This is a genomic window from Curtobacterium sp. SP.BCp (genome assembly GCF_051903255.1).
Taxonomy (GTDB): Bacteria; Actinomycetota; Actinomycetes; order Actinomycetales; family Microbacteriaceae; genus Curtobacterium.
Genome location: NZ_CP194338.1, coordinates 750,720 through 768,594, shown reverse-complemented (window position 1 = coordinate 768,594; position 17,875 = coordinate 750,720). Strand labels below are relative to the sequence as shown.

The 17,875-nt window shown below is 70.7% G+C and carries 19 protein-coding genes; 11 read left to right on the top strand and 8 right to left on the bottom strand.

What is annotated here, in order from left to right; translation table 11 throughout:
• Positions 1-317 precede the first annotated feature (317 nt).
• Positions 318-2,201 (bottom strand): DEAD/DEAH box helicase, encoded by a 1,884-nt coding sequence (locus ACRQ4C_RS03945; protein ID WP_439690209.1) that lies wholly within the window; start codon positions 2,199-2,201, stop codon positions 318-320.
• Between the two features lie 149 nt (positions 2,202-2,350).
• Positions 2,351-2,827 (bottom strand): MarR family winged helix-turn-helix transcriptional regulator, encoded by a 477-nt coding sequence (locus ACRQ4C_RS03940; protein ID WP_290132676.1) that lies wholly within the window; start codon positions 2,825-2,827, stop codon positions 2,351-2,353.
• Between the two features lie 119 nt (positions 2,828-2,946).
• Between ACRQ4C_RS03940 and ACRQ4C_RS03935 the strand changes: the two genes are divergently transcribed.
• Both ACRQ4C_RS03935 and ACRQ4C_RS03930 read left to right on the top strand, forming a co-directional pair.
• A complete protein-coding gene (locus tag ACRQ4C_RS03935; protein ID WP_439690208.1) occupies positions 2,947-5,112 on the top strand; it encodes an MDR family MFS transporter in 2,166 nt (721 codons plus the stop codon).
• 85 nt (positions 5,113-5,197) lie between these two features.
• Complete coding sequence (locus ACRQ4C_RS03930; protein WP_439690207.1) at positions 5,198-5,797, top strand: TetR family transcriptional regulator; 600 nt, start codon at positions 5,198-5,200, stop codon at positions 5,795-5,797.
• Between the two features lie 68 nt (positions 5,798-5,865).
• On the opposite strand, the gene ACRQ4C_RS03925 is transcribed toward ACRQ4C_RS03930, so the two are convergent.
• On the bottom strand, positions 5,866-6,624 hold the full coding sequence (locus ACRQ4C_RS03925; protein ID WP_439690206.1) for an SDR family NAD(P)-dependent oxidoreductase: 759 nt from the start codon (positions 6,622-6,624) through the stop codon (positions 5,866-5,868).
• Positions 6,625-6,692: 68 nt separating this feature from the next.
• On the opposite strand from ACRQ4C_RS03925, the gene ACRQ4C_RS03920 reads away from it, so the two are divergent.
• Positions 6,693-7,298 carry an acyl-CoA-like ligand-binding transcription factor gene (locus ACRQ4C_RS03920; RefSeq protein WP_439690205.1) on the top strand — a complete coding sequence of 202 codons (606 nt, stop codon included), beginning with the start codon at positions 6,693-6,695 and terminating at the stop codon, positions 7,296-7,298.
• Positions 7,299-7,309: 11 nt separating this feature from the next.
• On the opposite strand, the gene ACRQ4C_RS03915 is transcribed toward ACRQ4C_RS03920, so the two are convergent.
• Complete coding sequence (locus tag ACRQ4C_RS03915) at positions 7,310-7,732, bottom strand: hypothetical protein (protein WP_439690204.1); 423 nt, start codon at positions 7,730-7,732, stop codon at positions 7,310-7,312.
• Positions 7,729-8,334 carry a nucleotidyltransferase family protein gene (locus ACRQ4C_RS03910; RefSeq protein ID WP_439690203.1) on the bottom strand — a complete coding sequence of 202 codons (606 nt, stop codon included), beginning with the start codon at positions 8,332-8,334 and terminating at the stop codon, positions 7,729-7,731. The genes ACRQ4C_RS03915 and ACRQ4C_RS03910 overlap by 4 nt, the downstream gene beginning before the upstream one ends.
• A 132-nt stretch (positions 8,335-8,466) precedes the next feature.
• Here ACRQ4C_RS03910 and ACRQ4C_RS03905 point away from each other — a divergent pair, with 132 nt between their 5' ends.
• Both ACRQ4C_RS03905 and ACRQ4C_RS03900 read left to right on the top strand, forming a co-directional pair.
• Positions 8,467-8,904 carry a VOC family protein gene (locus ACRQ4C_RS03905; RefSeq protein ID WP_439690202.1) on the top strand — a complete coding sequence of 146 codons (438 nt, stop codon included), beginning with the start codon at positions 8,467-8,469 and terminating at the stop codon, positions 8,902-8,904.
• Complete coding sequence (locus tag ACRQ4C_RS03900) at positions 8,901-9,335, top strand: VOC family protein (RefSeq protein ID WP_439690201.1); 435 nt, start codon at positions 8,901-8,903, stop codon at positions 9,333-9,335. The genes ACRQ4C_RS03905 and ACRQ4C_RS03900 overlap by 4 nt, the downstream gene beginning before the upstream one ends.
• Positions 9,336-9,374: 39 nt before the next feature.
• Here ACRQ4C_RS03900 and ACRQ4C_RS03895 read toward each other — a convergent pair whose 3' ends face one another.
• Entirely contained in the window at positions 9,375-9,638 is a 264-nt protein-coding gene (locus ACRQ4C_RS03895) for a hypothetical protein (RefSeq protein ID WP_439690200.1), read from the bottom strand.
• Positions 9,639-9,701: 63 nt separating this feature from the next.
• On the opposite strand from ACRQ4C_RS03895, the gene ACRQ4C_RS03890 reads away from it, so the two are divergent.
• The 3 genes from ACRQ4C_RS03890 (at position 9,702) to ACRQ4C_RS03880 (ending at position 11,143) form a co-directional block, all read left to right on the top strand.
• Positions 9,702-9,914, top strand: coding sequence for a hypothetical protein (locus ACRQ4C_RS03890; protein ID WP_439690199.1), 213 nt, complete (start codon positions 9,702-9,704; stop codon positions 9,912-9,914).
• A 75-nt stretch (positions 9,915-9,989) separates the two neighbouring features.
• Positions 9,990-10,115, top strand: coding sequence for a hypothetical protein (locus tag ACRQ4C_RS03885; RefSeq protein WP_290132685.1), 126 nt, complete (start codon positions 9,990-9,992; stop codon positions 10,113-10,115).
• A 152-nt stretch (positions 10,116-10,267) separates the two neighbouring features.
• Complete coding sequence (locus ACRQ4C_RS03880) at positions 10,268-11,143, top strand: DUF808 domain-containing protein (protein WP_439690198.1); 876 nt, start codon at positions 10,268-10,270, stop codon at positions 11,141-11,143.
• 33 nt (positions 11,144-11,176) lie between these two features.
• Here the strand turns inward: ACRQ4C_RS03880 and ACRQ4C_RS03875 are convergent, their stop codons facing one another.
• Together ACRQ4C_RS03875 and ACRQ4C_RS03870 are read right to left on the bottom strand one after the other, a co-directional pair.
• Complete coding sequence (locus tag ACRQ4C_RS03875) at positions 11,177-13,126, bottom strand: potassium transporter Kup (protein WP_439690197.1); 1,950 nt, start codon at positions 13,124-13,126, stop codon at positions 11,177-11,179.
• A gap of 304 nt (positions 13,127-13,430) precedes the next feature.
• Positions 13,431-13,829 carry a hypothetical protein gene (locus ACRQ4C_RS03870; RefSeq protein ID WP_290132688.1) on the bottom strand — a complete coding sequence of 133 codons (399 nt, stop codon included), beginning with the start codon at positions 13,827-13,829 and terminating at the stop codon, positions 13,431-13,433.
• Positions 13,830-14,024: 195 nt separating this feature from the next.
• On the opposite strand from ACRQ4C_RS03870, the gene ACRQ4C_RS03865 reads away from it, so the two are divergent.
• From ACRQ4C_RS03865 to ACRQ4C_RS03855, 3 genes are all read left to right on the top strand, one after another.
• Entirely contained in the window at positions 14,025-15,689 is a 1,665-nt protein-coding gene (locus ACRQ4C_RS03865) for an HAD family acid phosphatase (RefSeq protein WP_439690196.1), read from the top strand.
• A 126-nt stretch (positions 15,690-15,815) separates the two neighbouring features.
• On the top strand, positions 15,816-16,493 hold the full coding sequence (locus ACRQ4C_RS03860) for a response regulator transcription factor (protein ID WP_439690195.1): 678 nt from the start codon (positions 15,816-15,818) through the stop codon (positions 16,491-16,493).
• Positions 16,486-17,835, top strand: a complete 1,350-nt coding sequence (locus ACRQ4C_RS03855) for a sensor histidine kinase (protein WP_439690194.1) — start codon at positions 16,486-16,488, stop codon at positions 17,833-17,835. The genes ACRQ4C_RS03860 and ACRQ4C_RS03855 overlap by 8 nt, the downstream gene beginning before the upstream one ends.
• Positions 17,836-17,875 lie beyond the last annotated feature (40 nt).

The window sequence follows — 17,875 nt, the reverse complement described above, 5'->3', positions numbered from 1 at the left end:
GGCCTTCGGGTGGCCACGACTGAAGGTCATCGAAGCACCACGAGGGGACGCCCCGGGGACGCGGGGATCGATCGTGCGGGGTCGGCTCCGGGTTGGCGGGACCCCGCAACGGCCGAGTCTTGCGCTGGCTCGGCCGAGTCTCGCGTATGCGCGGCCGAGTCTCGCGCTGGGGCGGCCGAGTCTCGCGCCGGCGCGGCCGAGTCTCGCGCTGGGCGACGTCCCTCGCGCTCAGGACCACGAGGGATGTCGCTCAGCCCGAGTCTCGGGCGGGGCGCACACCAGCGCAGCGGCGCACCCCGCCCGCCCGGCGCGACGAGTCAGTGGCGCGGCTTGCGCGCCCCGCGATCGTCGCGGTCACGGTCGTACCGGCCACCGCCGCGCGGCCCACGGTCGTCGCGGTCACGACCCCCGCGGTCGTCGCGGTCGCGGTCGTACCGGCCACCGCCGCGCGGCCCGCGGTCGTCGCGGTCGAAGCGACGGCCACCGGCGCCACCGCGGCGGTCGGGCTTGATCTCGATGAGCTTGCCGCTGATCCGGGTGTCGGACAGACGGTCGAGCACGCCGGCGTCCATGTCGGTCGGGAGCTCCACGATGGAGAAGTCCGGCCGGATCTGGATGGCCCCGAAGTCGTCGCGGCGGAGGCCACCCTCGTTCGCGAGCGCACCGACGATCTGGCGCGGCTCGACACGGTGGCGACGGCCGACCTCGATGCGGTACGCCGTCATCGGCTGGGACCGACGCGGACCGCGGTCGTCACGGTCGCCGCGGTCACCTCGGTCGTCCCGGTCACGGCGGGCACCCGAGGCACCGTCGCGACCGACCCGCGCGCTGAGCTCGTCCGACTCCGGGTCGAGGAGCAGCGGGTCCTCGCCCTGTGCCACGACCGCGAGCGCCGCGGAGACGTCCTCGGCGGGCACGTCGTGGTTGCGGACGTAGTGGGCGATGACGTCGCGGAACGCCGAGATGCGGTCCTGCTGCTCGAGCGCCGCGGTGATGGCGTCGTCGAAGCGGGTCAGGCGCGTCTCGTTGACGTCCTCGATCGTCGGGAGCTGCATCTGCGTGAGCGGCTGCTTGGTGTGGCGCTCGATCGCGGAGAGCAGTCGGCGCTCGCGCGGGGTGACGAAGCTGATCGAGTCACCCTTGCGGCCTGCGCGACCGGTGCGGCCGATGCGGTGGACGTAGGACTCGATGTCCACGGGGATGTCGAAGTTCACCACGTGCGTGATGCGGTCGACGTCGAGGCCACGGGCGGCGACGTCGGTGGCGACGAGGATGTCGAGCTTGCCGGACTTCAGCTGGTTCACGGTCCGCTCGCGCTGCGCCTGGGCGACGTCGCCGCTGATGGCCGCAGCGGCGTACCCGCGGGCGCGGAGCTTCTCGGCGAGCGTCTCGGTCTCGCTCTTCGTGCGGACGAAGATGATCATGCCCTCGAAGTCCTCGACCTCGAGGATGCGGGTGAGGGCGTCGACCTTCTGCGGGTAGGACACCATGAGGTACCGCTGCGTGATGTTCGCCGCGGTCTTCGTCTTCGTCTTGACGGTGATCTCGGCCGGGTCCGTGAGGTACTGCTGCGAGATGCGGCGGATCTGCGCGGGCATCGTCGCCGAGAACAGCGCGACCTGCTTGTCGTCCGGGGTCTCCGCGAGGATGGTCTCGACGTCCTCGGCGAAGCCCATCTTGAGCATCTCGTCGGCCTCGTCGAGCACGAGGTACTTCAGCTCGGAGAGGTCGAGCGTGCCCTTCGCGATGTGGTCCATGATGCGGCCGGGGGTGCCGACCACGACGTCGACGCCGCGACGGAGGGCGGACAGCTGCACGCCGTACGCCTGACCGCCGTACACGGGCAGGACGTGCACGTGCTTCATGTGCGACGCGAACTGCTCGAACGCCTCGCAGACCTGGAGTGCGAGCTCGCGGGTCGGGGACAGCACGAGCGCCTGCGGCACCTTGCTGCCCGACTCCATGCGGGACAGGATCGGCAGCGCGAACGCGGCGGTCTTGCCGGTACCGGTCTGCGCGAGGCCGACGACGTCGCGCCCCTCGAGCAGCGTCGGGATGGTGGCTTCCTGGATGGCGGACGGCGTCTCGTAGCCGATGTCCTTGACGGCCTTGAGCACCTGGTCACTCAGGCCGAGGTCGGCGAAGGTCACCACGGGCCCCTCGTCGACGGTCTCGGCAGTGCTGGTGTTCTCGGTGCTCATGGGGAGAACGGTATCCCGGATGTGGCACTGAGGGTGAATGCCGGGCGTACCCTGCGACGGCCTGGAGGCGCGGGGCGAGCCCGCCACGAGCCTCCCGGCCGCTCCGTGGTGACGTCGCGCTGACGCGACCGGATCATCGCGACGCGCGGTCAGGAAGTCGCGTCGCGCGCGGCCGCGCCCACCCCGAACAGGACGTCGGCCCGGTCGTTGAGCCGCTCGAGGAGCGCCGCGAGCTGCCGGAGCTCGTCGGCGGCGAAGACGCCCGTGAGGTCGTCGAAGACCTCGGCGCCGGCGAGGTCCAACTGGTCGAGGACCTCGACACCGAGCGGCGCGAGGGAGAGGAGGGCCGCACGGCCGTCCGCCGGGTCGGGAGCCGTGCTGAGGAAACCGGCGTCGACGAGCGAGGCGACCCGTCGGCTGATGACCGGACGCGAGAGACCGGTGGCGTCCGCGATCGCCGTGGACCGTACGGCGCCGAAGTGCTCGACGGCGCGGAGGATCACGCGAGCGGTCGGGTCGAGTCCCCCGCGCGACTCGATGAGCGAGGCGCGGATGGTCTGCCGCACCCACAGCCGGTCGAGCTGCGATCGGAGGAGTCGCTCGGCGGCGGTCCGGTCCTCGTTCACGAGGTCAGCGTACCGGCCAGATTTAGTTGCTTTCAGAACGCAACGGATGTATCGTTGCGCGGTCTGCAAACTTTCACAGCGCGAAACTCCGGTTCGCGCAGCTTGATCCAAGGAGCTCGATGACAGCCACCGCACCCGTCTCGGTGCAGGCCCCCGCGGCCGCAGGTGGGGCCGGTCAGCAGCCGCTGATGACCCACCGCCAGATCCTCCTCGTCATCTACGGCCTGATGGCGGGCATGTTCCTGTCGTCCCTCGGCCAGACCGTCTTCGGGACCGCCATCCGCACGATCGGTGACGACCTGCACGGCCTCGACCAGCAGGCCTGGGTCACGACCGCGTACCTCATCACGTCGACGATCGCGACACCGATCTACGGCAAGCTCTCCGACATCTTCGGCCGCCGGCCGCTCTACATCTTCGGCATCGTCGTGTTCATCCTCGGCGCCGTGCTGTCGTCGATGGCGACCTCGATGATCATGCTCGCCGGCTTCCGCGCCGTGCAGGGCATCGGTGCCGGAGCGCTCATGTCGCTGCCGCTCGCGATCATGGGTGACATCCTCGCCCCGCGCGAGCGTGCCAAGTACCAGGGCTACTTCCTCGCGGTGTTCGGCATCTCGTCCGTCATCGGCCCGCTCATCGGCGGTCTGCTCGCCGGTTCCTCCGAGATCCTGTGGATCACCGGCTGGCGCTGGGTGCTCCTCATCAACGTGCCGATCGGCATCGCGGCGCTCATCATGGTGATCGTCTTCCTGCACCTGCCGAAGGTGCACCGCGCCGGCGACAAGCCCGTCGTCGACTGGTGGGGTGCGACCGCCGTGATCGTCACGCTCGTGCCGCTGCTGCTCGTCGCCGAGCAGGGCCGGACGTGGGGCTGGGGTTCGCCTGCCGCGATCGCCTGCTACGTGATCGGTGCCGTCGGCCTCGTCGCCCTGCTCGTCATCGAGTCGAAGATGGGCGACGCCGCGATCATCCCGCTGAAGCTCTTCCGTTCCGGCACGTTCTCGATGGCCACCGTCATCGGCTTCCTCGTCGGGTTCGCGATGTTCGGCGCGATGCTGACCATCCCGCTCTACCTGCAGATCGTCGTCGGTCTCACCCCGACGGAGTCCGGCTTCGCGACCCTGCCCCTCGTGGGCGGCCTGATGATCGCGTCGATCACGTCCGGCCAGATCGTCGCCCAAGTCGGCCGCTACCGGATCTTCCCGGTCATCGGCACGTTCCTGGTGTCGACCGGCTACGTCGTCCTCACGTTCATGACGATCGACAAGCCGCTCTGGTTCCTCATGATCGGCATGTTCCTCATCGGCCTCGGACTCGGCTCCGTCATGCAGTCGCTGACCCTCGCGTCACAGGGCTCGGTCGAGGCGCGGGACATGGGCGTGGCGACCTCGTCGGCGACGTTCTTCCGCCAGATCGGTGGCACGCTCGGCACGGCCGTGCTGCTCTCCGTGCTGTTCTCCGTCATGCCGGCGAACATCCTGCACGCGACCGCGAACGAGAAGGACCTGTCCGCCGCACTCGGTGCCGCGACGAACCCGACCGTGGCCACCGCGAGCGAGAACCGCGGCGTGATGGACAAGATCTGGACGCCGATCGTGACCCCGCTCGAGGACGGCGTGCAGTCGAAGCTCGACGACGCCGCCGCACAGGCGAAGACCGCTGCTCGGACTGCGGTGACGGAGCAGGTCAGCGCGGCCGTCCAGCAGCAGGTCGCCGCCGGTACAGTCCCCGCGGCTGCCGCCCAGCAGGTCATCGACCAGCAGGTCGCCGCCGCCACCCCCGCGGCCGAACAGCAGGCCCTCGCCGCCGTCGCGGACGAGGCGCACGCCACCGTCCAGGACGGCACCGTCACCGTCGACTGGGCGGACGCCTCGCAGCGCGCCTACTGGGTCGACCAGCTCACCCCGACGCTCGCGAAGCAGATCGACGACGGTTCCGGCACGAGCGAGAACGCCTCGAGTGCGAACGACACCTCGTTCCTGACCGGCGCCGACAGCCGCCTCACCCGGCCGTTCATGGCGGGCTTCAACGCCTCGTCCGTGACGATCTACTGGGTCGGACTCGGCGTGATCCTGCTCGCGTTCGTGCTCACCTGGTTCTTCCGGGTCCCGCCGCTGCGCCAGCGCTCGGCCCTGCAGGAGCAGCACGACCTGTCCGCCGAGGCGCAGCTCGAGACCGAGGCGGGCACGGCAGCGGCCGCCGCGGGCTCCTTCACCGGACCGATGACGGGCTCCGTGCCGGTCCAGTCCGCACCGACGACGGGGTCCACCCCCACCCGTCGGTGACCGACCGGGGTGTCCGTCCGCTCCCCCCACGCGGACGGACACCCCACCCTCCACTCCCCCGCCACGACCACCCCAGGAGGCCCTCGTGACCACCCCGGCGCTCGAACGCGACACCGCCGTCGACCCCGAGCCCTGCACCCTCCGCGAGCGCAAGAAGCAGCAGACCCGACAGGCGATCCACGGCGCGGCGCTCGACCGCGTCATCGCGCACGGACTCGACGGGGTGACCGTCGAGCAGATCTGCGCGGACGCCGACGTCTCCCCGCGGACGTTCTTCAACTACTTCACGTCGAAGGCGCACGCCGCCCTCGGGCTCGACACCGTCGTCACGCCCGACCGCGTCGCCGAGGCGTTCCGCGACGGCAGCGGGCGGCTCGTGGACGACGTCTGCACCCTCGTCGCCCGGAGCGTCCCGCTGCCGTCGGACAGGAGCCGCACGAAGGAACTCCTCGTGCACCGCCCCGAGATGACGCCGATGGTGATGCGGTGGATGGCCGAGTCACGGCAGGCGATGCTCGCGGTGGTCACCACGCGCACGGACGAGCAGACGGCCCGGACGGTCGTGACCCTGGTGATGTCCGCGCTCTCCGAGGTCGCGCACCGCGACACCGTGTCGAGCACCGTCGAGCTCGGCGACCGGTTGCGCGCGGTGGTCGCGGAGATGGCCGCACTCGCGACCGCCTGACTCCGCCCCTGACGGACGGGAGGCTCGTGGCGGCGCCGCCACGAGCCTCCCGTCCTCCCGTGGTCGCGTCAGACGACGGACCAGCCGCCGTCGCTCGGCAGCACCACACCGTTCACGTTGGCGGAGTCGTCGCTCAGCAGCCAGGTGATGGCCGCGGCGAGCTGATCGGCCTGCGCCACGGGCGGGACCGCGACCTGCATCAACGGCCCCACCCGTCCGGCCGCGTACTCGCTCCGCATCGGTGCCTCGATGTTCGTCGCGACCGCGCCGGGCGCGACGGCGTTCGCGCGGACGCCCTGCGGGCCGTGGAAGAACGCGACGCTCTTGGTGAAGCCCGCGATGGCGTGCTTCGAGGCGGTGTACGCCGCCCCCGCCGTCGACCCGCGGAGCGCCGCCTCCGAGGCGACGTTCACGACGGTGCCGTGACCGGCGGCGATCATCCGGGGCAGGACGGCACGGGTGAGCCGCATGGGCCCCGTGACGTTGACGCTGAAGACCCGGTCCCACGTGGCGTCGTCCACCTCGTCCGGCGGCAAGAACCCGTCCATGATGCCGGCCACGTTCGCCAGCCCGTCGACCCGGTCGCCCGCGGCTGCGAGGAGCAGGTCGATCGTCTCGGCAGCGGCCACGTCGCCGACGACCGCCTCCACCTCCGTCCCGCTCAGCTCGGCCCGCAGGGCGTCGAGCCGCTCCGCGACCACGTCGGTCGCGACGACCCGGCCGCCTTCGTGGGCGATCCGCGTCGCCGTGGCGCGTCCGATGCCGGATCCGGCGCCGGTCACGATGATGGTCCTGCCGGCGAATCGTCCGGCGGTGGTGTCGGTCATGGTGTCTCCTCGTCGAGAGGCGCACGGTGCGCCGATGAAGTTGTAGCACTCAGTGCCGAAAGGTGTCCATGAGCTCCACGGGAGAGCGCCCCACCGGACGTCCACGCACGATCGATCCCGACCGGGTGTCCCTGGTGGCGCTGCGGTTGTTCGACGACCGCGGGTTCGATGCGGTGTCGATGGACGACGTCGCGAGCGCGGCCGAGGTGAGTCGCCGCTCGCTGTTCCGCCTGTTCCCGACCAAGGCGGCCCTCGTGTGGGGCGGCCTCGACGAGTTCGCGGACCGGTTCACCCGTGCCCTCGCCGACCGTCCCGCCGACGAGGACGCCTGGGTGGCACTCCATGCCGCGTACCGCGCCGGGGCGGCGTTCCCGCCGAGCGTGGTCGAGGTCACCCGGCACCGGCTCCGCGTCATCCGGGAGAACCCGTCGCTCGACCAGCTCGGAGCCCCGACGGTCGCGGCGCTCACCGACAAGATCGTGGCCTTCGTCGCCGACCGGTCCGGCACCCGGGCCGACGACCTCGCGACGACGGTCCGGGCGAACGCCGTCACCGCCGCCGCGAGCGCCGCCCTGACGTGGTGGGCGCTCCACGGTGGCGACGCGGCGCCCGAGGACGTCGTCGATCGGGCCCTCGGCCTGCTGCGCACCGACCTCGGGCGTCCGCTGTCCTGATCCTCGGCCGTTCAGTCCGAACGCGCCGCCGACTCCAGCGCCTCCGCAGCCGCTCCCGCGCGCGCGATGTCCGTGTCGCTCACGGACTTCGCGTTGTACTCGGCCTTGTTCTTCACCGCGAGGAGCACCTCGAGGTGTTTCGCCACAGCCTGGCCAGCCGCTGCTCGGAGCACCGGGACGGCCTCCTCGTGGGCGCCGGTCCGCGAGTACCGGCCGGTCCTCGCGACGCAGATCGCGTCCGCCGCGGCGATCCCGCTCAACACGCACTGCGCGACGAAGGCGTTCGCGAAGGGCGACGTCGAGGTCAACACGCCCGACTCTCCACCGAGTTCTCGCAGCGCATCCGCTGCGTCGAGGAACTCGGTGGCCTTCGCGAGTCGGCCCCGGCGGAACGACTCGTCTCCCTGCGCGGTGGTGCCGGTACGCGGTGTCACCCAGCCAGCGTACGGAGCCTCCGGGACAGCCAACGACCATCACCTGCGATGGGAACGCCGTCCCTGGCGACCGACGCGAGGAGCGGATCCGGACCATCGATCTCGCTCTCGTCGAAGACAACGGGACGCACGACGTTCCCGGTCCACGCCTGCGCGCGTTCGCACAGCTCGTGGATGGCGTCCTGCACCTCGGGCGCACGTCCAGCGGCGACGACGAAACAGAGATCGAGATCGCTGTCCGGTCGCATTTCGCCCCGGGCACCGGAGCCGAACACGGCCGCGTACCGCAGCGGGAACCCAGCGCAAGCGTCGGTGAGCCGTTCGACGAGCTCGTGCCGCATGTCCGCCAGCATCCGGACCGCAGGAGCGGCGAGGTGGTCCTCGTTCAGCGCGAACGCTTTCGTCCGTCCGGTCCGGGAGCCGTTCACGATGCCCTGCTGCACCAACCGGTCGGCAGAGTTCCGCACGCCGGCGTACGAGCGGTCGGGCACGAGTCGGTGGATGTCCGCGATCGTCATCTGCCCAGCGGCACGGGAGAGCACCATCAGCACATCGCCATCGACCGCCGTGGTGACGGTGGCGAACGGGCGCTGGAGCTGCATGATGGTAGAAAGTTACCGCAATCGGTAGTTTTGTACCACTGCTGAGATCTGTTCGGCGCAGGAGCTGGTGCATGCGGACGCACCGGATCGGCCGCCCTCGACGCAGGAGGTCGACCGCAGTACCCTCCCTGCATGCGAGCCAAGGGTCCGTCGCCGTACTTCCAGCTCCCCGGCACCGCCCGGGCGGCCCTCGGGCGCTGGTCGGAGGTGTTCGGCGGTGAGGTGCGGATCGCGACCTACGCGGACTTCCGCCGCACGGACGGCCCCTCCGACGCGGTCGCGCACGGGCAACTGGCGGGCGACCTGGAGCTGTTCGCGGCCGATGCTGCCGAGGGTGAGACCACGTTCGCGGCGACCGGACTGCTCTTCTCGCTGCTCGGCGCGTCCGACCCCGCCACCCTGACCCGTTGGTTCGAGGCACTCTCGGTCGACGGCACCGTCCTCGATCCGCTGCAGCGGCGGCCGTGGGGCGACTGGGACGGTCAGGTGCGCGACGCGTTCGGCGTGACCTGGCTGATCGGCTACGAGGCTTCGGCGCTGCCGGGGCACGAGCAGGAGCAGGAGCGGTGAGCGCCGTCCGGCAGGTCCAGGTGACGTTCGACTGCGCGGAGCCGGAGCGCGTCGCACGGTTCTGGTGTGCGGTCCTCGGCTACGTGGTGCCGCCACCGCCGCCGGGCTTCGCGGACTGGGCGGCGTTCGACGCGGCGCTGCCTCCGGAGCACCAGGGTTCGGCGTTCGCCTGCCAGGACCCGGACGGCGTCGGGCCACGCCTGTTCTTCCAGCGGGTCCCGGAGGGCAAGGTCGTGAAGAACCGGGTCCACCTCGACGTCCGGGTCGGGACGGGCATGGTCGGGGAGGAGCGTCTCGCCGCCCTCGACGCCGAGAGCACGCGACTGGTGGCACTCGGCGCGACCCAGGTCCGGCGCATGACCGCGGACGGCATCAACGAGTCGTGCATCGTGATGCAGGACGTCGAGGGCAACGAGTTCTGCCTCGACTGACGCCGAGACCGGAGCGGAGCCCGGTGCCGGGCGCCCGCGTCAGCCCGCGGCGACGAGCGGCGCCCAGAAGACCTCGGGAGCTTCCTCCTGCACGCTGTCCGCGCTGAAGTCGAAGCCGTACTGGCCGACGAACTCGCGTGCGGCGGCGACCTCGTCCTCCTCGTCGTCGTGCGCGGCGTCGAAGAGGTACACACCGTGGCCCATCACGACGCCGCTGTCGCTCACGACGGCGAGGTCCCACCGCCCCTCCTCGGAGCGCGTGATCCGGACGACGGCGGCCTGGTCAGCGGTGAAGTCAGCCATGTCGCGAGCATACGGAGCGGCTTGTACCCCGGCATCAGGGTCGACAGGCGTACGGTCCCGCGCATGAGTGAACACCACGGAGAACCCGGAGAACAGCACCACCCGGTCATGGACGGTGCCGAGGAAGCGACGAACGAGGAGAAGCTGCACGGCCTCATCGAGCAGGTCGAGCACGACCACGGACACGAGGGTGCCGGCGCCATGGCCGACCACCTCCGCGACCGTGCCGCCGAGACCGGCGTCGAGACCGAGGAGCCGTCCGACCACGTCGAGTGACCGGTCCGGCCGACCCGGGAATGGACCCAGCCGCTCCGGCGTACACATGAACACCGATCTCACGAGGAGCGAGCCATGATCCAGACCGACCCCCAGCCGACCGACCGCGACGAGAAGCGCTGCCGCCCCGTCCCGTCGCTCCACGACGCGCCGGAACAGCGCTTCGGCCGCTGGCTCGGACTCATCAACGAGGGCCGCTGACGCGACCCGGTACCGGCCGCTGACGCGACCACCCGACTGCCTGGAGGCGCGGTGCCAGCTGGCACCGCGCCTCCAGGCAGTTCTGCGACAGCACCGGCCGCTAGGCTGAGCGGCCGGACAGCAACCGGCTGGTCCAGCACGAGGAGATCAGCATGTCAGTGGGGTTGCTCGCGGTCGTCGACGACATCCTGTCCGCCGCACTCAAGGCGAGCGCGAAGACCGCCGGTGTGGTCATCGACGACGCTGCCGTCACCCCGCAGTACGTGCAGGGCATCGCGCCCGCTCGTGAACTGCCGGTCGTCGGGCGGATCGCGCTCGGCAGCCTGTTCAACAAGTTCGTCATCATCATCCCGGTGGCGCTCCTGCTGTCCGCGTTCGCGCCGGGGGTGCTGCCGTGGCTGCTCCTCATCGGCGGGACGTACCTGTGCTTCGAGGGGGCCGAGAAGGTCACCGAGTGGTTCGGCACCCATCACGAAACCGACGTCGAGACCCCGACCACCGAGCCGAAGCTCGTGTTCGGTGCGATCCGGACGGACCTCATCCTCAGCACCGAGATCATGCTCATCGCGCTCGCCGGCCTGGACCCCGACCTCGGGTTCTGGCCGACGGTCGGCGCGCTGCTCGTCATCGGCCTGGTGATGACGATCGCGGTCTACGGGGCCGTCGCGCTCCTGGTGAAGATCGACGACATCGGCCTCCAGATGATGAAGAACCCGTCCCGGTCGACCCGTCGCGCCGGGGCCCGGGTGGTCCGCGCGATGCCGACCGTCTTCCGGGTCATCGGGGTCGTCGGCACCGTGGCGATGCTCTGGGTCGGTGGGCACCTGGTCGTGCAGAACCTCGCCGAGACGTTCTGGCACGGCCCGTACGACCTGCTGCACGCCGTCGAGCACGGCATCGAGGCGGCCGGGCCGGTCGTCACGTGGATCGTCGACACCGCGATCTCGGCCGTGTTCGGGCTCGCGCTCGGGCTGGTCGTCGTCGGGGTCGTCCTCGGCATCGGGCGACTGCGCGGCCGCTCGCACTGAGCGGTCGCGAGCGCGGGCGACCGCGCCCGGTCGTCAGAGCTCGACGTCGCTGCCCATCGTCACGGTGCGCTGCGCCGGCAGGCCGAACCGCGCCGCCGGGTCCGCCGCGTTGTGCGCGAGACCGACGAAGAGCTTCTTCCGCCAGCTGACCATGCCACGGTTCCCCGGCTGCGGCCGCAGTGCGCCGCGGGAGATGAAGTACGACGCCTTCTCCATCTCGTCCGGATCGAGCTCCAGCACCTCGGCCAGGCACGCGGCGTGCAGGGCGCGCGGGAGGTCCTGGTCGTCGGAGAACCCGAACTTGATCGTGATGTGGTCGATGCCGTCGTCCTCGTAGCCGAGGTCGTCGCGGAAGAACGCCTTCGCGTGCGGCACGTGCGGCACGTTCGCGGTGATGACGGACACGATGATCACGGTCCGGTGCACCACGTGGTTGTGCTCGACGTTGGCGCGGAGGGCGAGCGGCGTCGTCTCCTTGTTCGGGTGCGGGAAGATCGCGATGCCCTGGACCCGCGGGATCCCCTTCGTGTTGATCTTCTCGATGAAGTCCGCGAGCGACCCCTCCCGCTCCTTGCGCTCCTCCTGCACGAGCTGGCGCCCCCGTCGCCACGTCGTCATGAGCGTGATCACGGCGAGCGCGATGAGGAGCGGGACCCACCCGCCGTGCAGGATCTTCGACAGGTTGCCGGCGAGGAACGTCAGCTCGAGGCCGCCGAACACGACCGCGGCGAGGACGAGCTTCCACGTCGCCCACTGCCACAGCGGCTTCACGACGAGGAGCAGCAGCAGGGTGTCGACCACGAGCGCGCCCGTGACGGAGACGCCGTACGCGGTCGCGAGGCTCGCCGACGACCGGAACGTGAGCATGACCGCCAGCACGCCGATGAACAGCAGGAGGTTCACGGCAGGCAGGTAGATCTGGCCGCCCTCCTCGCGGGAGGTCTGGCGGATCGTCAGCGGGGGCAGGAGCCCGAGTTGCACGGCCTGCCGGCTGAGGGAGAACGCCCCGGAGATGACGGCCTGGCTGGCGATGACGGTGGCCGCGGTCGCGAGGATCACCACGGGCAGCTGGAGGCCGCTCGGGAAGAGCAGGAAGAACGGGTCCTTCGCGGCGGACGGGTCGCGGAGGACGAGGGACGCCTGGCCGAGGTAGTTGAGGACGAGCGCGGGGAACACGACGAAGAACCAGGCGCGGAGGATCGGCTTCCGGCCGAAGTGCCCCATGTCGGCGTAGAGCGCCTCGGCACCGGTGATGACGAGGACCACGGCACCCATGGCCACGAACGTGATGTACGGGTGCGCGATGAGGAAGGAGATCGCCCACGTCGGCGAGAGCCCCTGGAGCACACCGGGGTGCGCGAGGATGTGTGGCACCCCGGCCGCCGCGATGACGACGAACCACAGGAGCATGACCGGCCCGAACAGGTTGCCCACCTTGCCGGTGCCGAACCGCTGCACCGCGAACAGCACGATGAGGATGACGGCCGCGATCGGCACGATGAGGTGCTCGATGCTCGGGGCCGCCGTCTGCAGGCCCTCGACCGCCGAGAGGACCGAGACCGCCGGGGTGATCACCGAGTCGCCGTAGAACAGGGAGACCCCGACGATGCCGATGACGAGGAAGATCGTCGCCCCACCCCGCCGCTTGGCGTAGAGACGACGGGCCAGCGCCGCGAGGGCCATGACGCCGCCCTCGCCGTTGTTGTCCGCGCGCATGAGGACGAGGACGTACTTGATCGACACGATCACCGTGACGCTCCAGAACATCATCGAGATGACGCCGTAGACGTCCTCCTGGTTCGCCTTGACGATCCCGCCGTCGATCGTGAAGACGGTTCGGAGGGCATAGAGCGGACTGGTACCGATGTCACCGAACACCACGCCGAGCGCGGCGAGGGCGAGCGCGGCGATGCCCTTCGCGGGGCCGTGTCCGCCGTCCTCGCCGGTGTCGGTCGCGGGTGTGTGAGCGCGGGTCTCGGTCACCGTCGTCTCTTCCGTCACTGGTCGTCCGGGCGACGGCCGCGGATCATCCTCGCACCGTGCGGGCTGCGCCGTTCGCAGCGTGCGCACATGGACGGCCGGATGGCGCGCCTCTCGCGCCCGTCGCGACCCCGAGACGGACCAGAGGCGCGGTGCCAGCCGGCACCGCGCCTCCAGTCAGGGAGTCCGTCGCCGCAGCGACGGTCGTCGCGTCAGCGACGGGTCGTCGCGTCAGCGACGGGTCGTCGCGTCAGCGACGGGTCGTCGCGTCAGCGACGGGTCGTCGCGTCAGCGACGGGTCGTCGCGTCAGCGACGGCGGAAGTAACCGTTCGCGCCACCGACGAACATCAGGATGGTCGCGACGATGACCGCGATGCCACCGATGAAGCCGAAGGCGTTGCCACCGGAGGCCGCGCCGACACCGACGCCGATGACCTGCAGGATCGCGATGACGAGCAGGACGATGCGGGCCCAGTTGCGACCGTCACGCATCTTGAAGACGATGATCAGCTCGACGACCGCGAGGATGAAGGCGAAGATCGCGCCACCGACGAGCGGAGCGGTGCCGACGCCCTGGGCAGCTGCTGCACTGCCGCCGGAGACGAGGCCGATGATGCCCGACAGGATGTTCGCCAGGATCACCACCAGCCAGATGATGAACGAGACGGTGACGGTGGTCGGACGACCCGACGTGGTGTTGGCCATGATTGCTCCCTCTGCATCGACCGCGTTCAGCGATCTTCCCGACAACGTACAGACGAAGGGCACGCTTGTCCGGAGCGGTCCGGAAACCGTCCGGACGGCCGGAGAAGTACCGATCTGGTACTGGCTTCTGGGCGGATTCCCAGCTAGCGTCATCGTGCCCCCTTCGAGGGCCATCCCCGATCGAAAGCGACACCGATGCCCTTCCCGATCCGCCGCGCCGTGCTCGTCACCACGACCACGGCAGCGCTCGTCGCCGGTTCCGTCCTGACCGGCTCGTTCTCCGCCAGCGCGCACCCCGCGCACGACCCCGGCCACCACGACGGCCAGCTCACCCCGCGCACCTCGTTCACCATGGCGGCCGACGGCTCGTCCGGTGCGACGCAGGGCGGCGAGGGCATCCCGAACATCGACTCCGTCAAGAAGACGATCGCGACGTACTACGGCGACCCCGGCACCGGGATCGCGGACAAGGACGACAGCCCGTACATCCGCGAGGTGCGGTCGATCATGGCGAAGCAGACGAAGGAGCTCCGCGGGGAGTACCGCCGAGCCGTCGCGCACCACCAGAAGCCCGCGATCGTCCTCGACGCCGACGACACCACGCTGTGGACGTACGACATGGAGGTCGGGGACATGCACTTCGTGTTCACCCCGGCCGAGCAGGATGTCTGGGTCCAGGACCAGCGGTTCCCGGCCGTGCCCGCGATGGTCTCCTACGTGAACGCCGCGAAGGCGATGGGCTTCACGATCTTCGGGCTCACCGGGCGGAACGACGACCAGAAGGCCGCGACGCTCGCCAACCTCGAGAAGGTCGGGTACCAGGGCTTCACGTCCGACCACTACTTCACGAAGTGGACCGGCAAGGGTGCCTCGCAGCAGCCGTCCTACGTGCAGTGCGCCGCGGCCTCGTGCACGACGGTCGAGTACAAGGCGCTGACCCGGAAGCACATCGAGCGCGACCTCGGCTACACGATCGTCGACAACCTCGGCGACCAGTGGTCCGACCTGCAGGGCGGGTACGCCCAGGAGCAGGTCAAGCTGCCGAACCCGACCTACTACCTGCCGTCCGCGGACCTGCCCGGCGTCCGTGAGCCGTGGCTCTCCCCGCGCACGCACTTCCGGATGGCGGCCGACGGCTCGTCCGGTGCGACGCAGGGCGGCGAGGGCATCCCGAACATCGACTCCGTCAAGAAGACGATCGCCACGTACTACGGCGACCCCGGCACCGGGATCGCGGACAAGACCGACAGCCCGTACATCCGCGAGATGCGGTCGATCGTCCGGAAGCAGGCGCCGCTCGTCGCCGCACAGTGCTTCGTCGCCTCGAAGCAGCACCGCAACCCGGCGATCGTCCTCGACGCCGACGACACCACGCTGTGGACGTACGACATGGAGGTCGCGGACATGCACTTCGTGTTCGACCCGGCACTCCAGGACGAGTGGGTGCAGGACGAGCGCTTCCCGGCCACCCCGTCGATGACCTCGCTCGTGTCCGTCGCCGAGCGCTCGGGCTGCACGATCATCGGGCTCACCGGCCGCAACGAGGCGCAGCAGACCGCCACGATCGAGAACCTCCAGAAGGTCGGCTACCCGCAGTTCGCCGCCGAGCAGGACGGCAACCGCACGTACTACACGAAGTGGACCGGCACGGGCACGTCGCAGCAGCCGTCGTACATCACGTGCGCGACCGCGAAGTGCACCACGATCGAGTACAAGTCCCAGACCCGGGCGCACATCGAGTCCCGGTCCGGTGGGCGCTACGACATCGTGGCGAACTTCGGTGACCAGTACAGCGACCTGATCGGCGGCTCCGCCGACCGGAGCGTCAAGCTGCCGAACCCGACGTACTACCTGCCCTGATCCGTTCCCGGATGACGGCCTGGAGGCACGGTGCCAGCTGGCACCGTGCCTCCCGTCCGTTCCGTGGTCGCGTCGCGACCCGGCGCGCTTCAGCGCCGCTTCAGGCGGCTCCGACAGGCTGACGGCGTGCGCGTACTCGTGGTCGACGACGAGGTCCGGCTCGCCGACGGCATCCGCCGAGGGCTCGAGGCCGAGGGCTTCGCGGTCGACGTCGCCCACGACGGGGTCGACGGCCTCTGGTACGCCCGGGAGCACCCCTACGACGCGATCCTGCTCGACCTCATGATGCCGGGCATGAGCGGGTGGAAGGTCTGCGAGACCCTGCGGGCCGAGGGGAACTGGACGCCCGTGCTCATGCTCACCGCCAAGGACGGCGAGTGGGACCAGGTCGACGCGCTCGACGGCGGCGCCGACGACTACGTCACGAAGCCGTTCTCCTACCCGGTGCTCGTCGCCCGGCTGCGCGCGCTGGTCCGGCGCGGCTCGCGGGAGCGACCGACCGTGTTGTCCGCCGGCGACCTCCGGCTCGACCCCGCCGAGCGACGGGCCTGGCGCGGCGAGCAACTGCTCGACCTGACGAGTCGGGAGTTCACCGTGCTCGAGTACCTCATGCGGCACGCGGGGCAGGTCCGCTCGAAGTCGGACGTCATCGCGGGTGTCTGGGACGAGGCTTTCGAGGGTGACCCGAACATCGTCGAGGTGTACGTCGGACACCTCCGGAGGAAGGTCGACCGGCCGTTCGGACGGGCCGCGATCGAGACCGTCCGCGGGGCCGGGTACCGCCTCGACGCCGACGGTGGCTGAGCGCTCCGGCGGGCTGGCTGCTCCCGCTCGTCCACGTCGCCGTCCTGCGAGCATCCGGGCCCGTGCGACGGCGGGTGCCGCGGCGGTGATCGCGGTCGCCCTGGTCGTCGGCGCCGTGGCGTTCGTCTGGGTGCTCCGGTCCTCGCTCGTCGGCGGCGTGCAGACGACCGCGGAACAGACCCTCGACACCCTCGCCGCCCGGATCGAGGCCGACGGACCGTCCGTCGTGGCCGACCAGGACGACGACCTGCTCGTGCAGGTCGTCGCCGACGGGCGGGTGCTCGCCCACGGCGACGACGCGGACGGCCCGACGCTCCCCACGACCGACGGGTCGCGGTACCGGCACGACGGAGAGTCCTGGCTCCTCAGCGCCGACGACGTCGACCTGCCGGACGGCGGTGAGGCGACCCTCGTCGTCGGGGCGTCACTCGCCGACGCCGACGCCGCGACCGCGGAGGTCTCGGTGCTGCTCGCCGTCGCCGTGCCCGTCGCGGTGCTCCTCATGGCCGGGGTGACCTGGGTCGTGGTCGGGCGTGCCCTGCGACCCGTCGACCGGATGCGCCGCGAGGTGGACTCGATCGCGGCAGCCACCCTGGACGCCCGGGTCGCCGAACCCGGCAGCGGCGACGAGGTCGACCGGCTCGCCGCCACGATGAACCGCATGCTCGGCCGACTCGAGCGCTCGCAGGAGGTCCAGCGCCGGTTCGTCGCCGATGCCTCGCACGAACTGCGGTCCCCGCTCGCGACGATCCGGCAGCACGCCGAGCTCGCCCGTGCGCACCCGGAGGTGACGGACACCGACGAACTCGCCGGCGTCGTGCTCGACGAGGGCGCCCGTCTGGAGGACCTCGTCACCTCGCTCCTGCTGCTCACCCGGGTGGACGAGCGCGGGGTGGAACGGGACACGGCCGTGGACCTCGACGACGTCGTGCTCGCCGAGGCAGCACGGCTCCGTGGCCTCGGCGTCACGGTCGACGCTGGTTCGGTGGGGGCGGCGCGGGCGTCCGGCGACCCGGTGCTGCTCGGACGGGTGGTGCGGAACCTCGTCGACAACGCCGCTCGGCACGCTCGGTCCCGTGTCGTCCTCGGTCTGCAGCGCCGCGGCGACGTGGTCGAGTTGACGGTGGACGACGACGGCTCCGGGGTCCCTGCCGACCAGCGCGAGCGGGTGTTCGAGCGGTTCGTCCGGCTCGACGAAGGACGTGCCCGGGACGCCGGCGGATCGGGGCTCGGGCTGGCGATCGTGCACGACGTCGTCCGGGCGCACGGCGGGAGCGTGACGGTGTCGGACGCACCCGGTGGCGGGGCGCGGTTCGCGATCCGACTGGCCGCGACCGACTGAGGGCACCGCTCCGGGCCGCGTTCCAGGCCGCTTCAGGGTG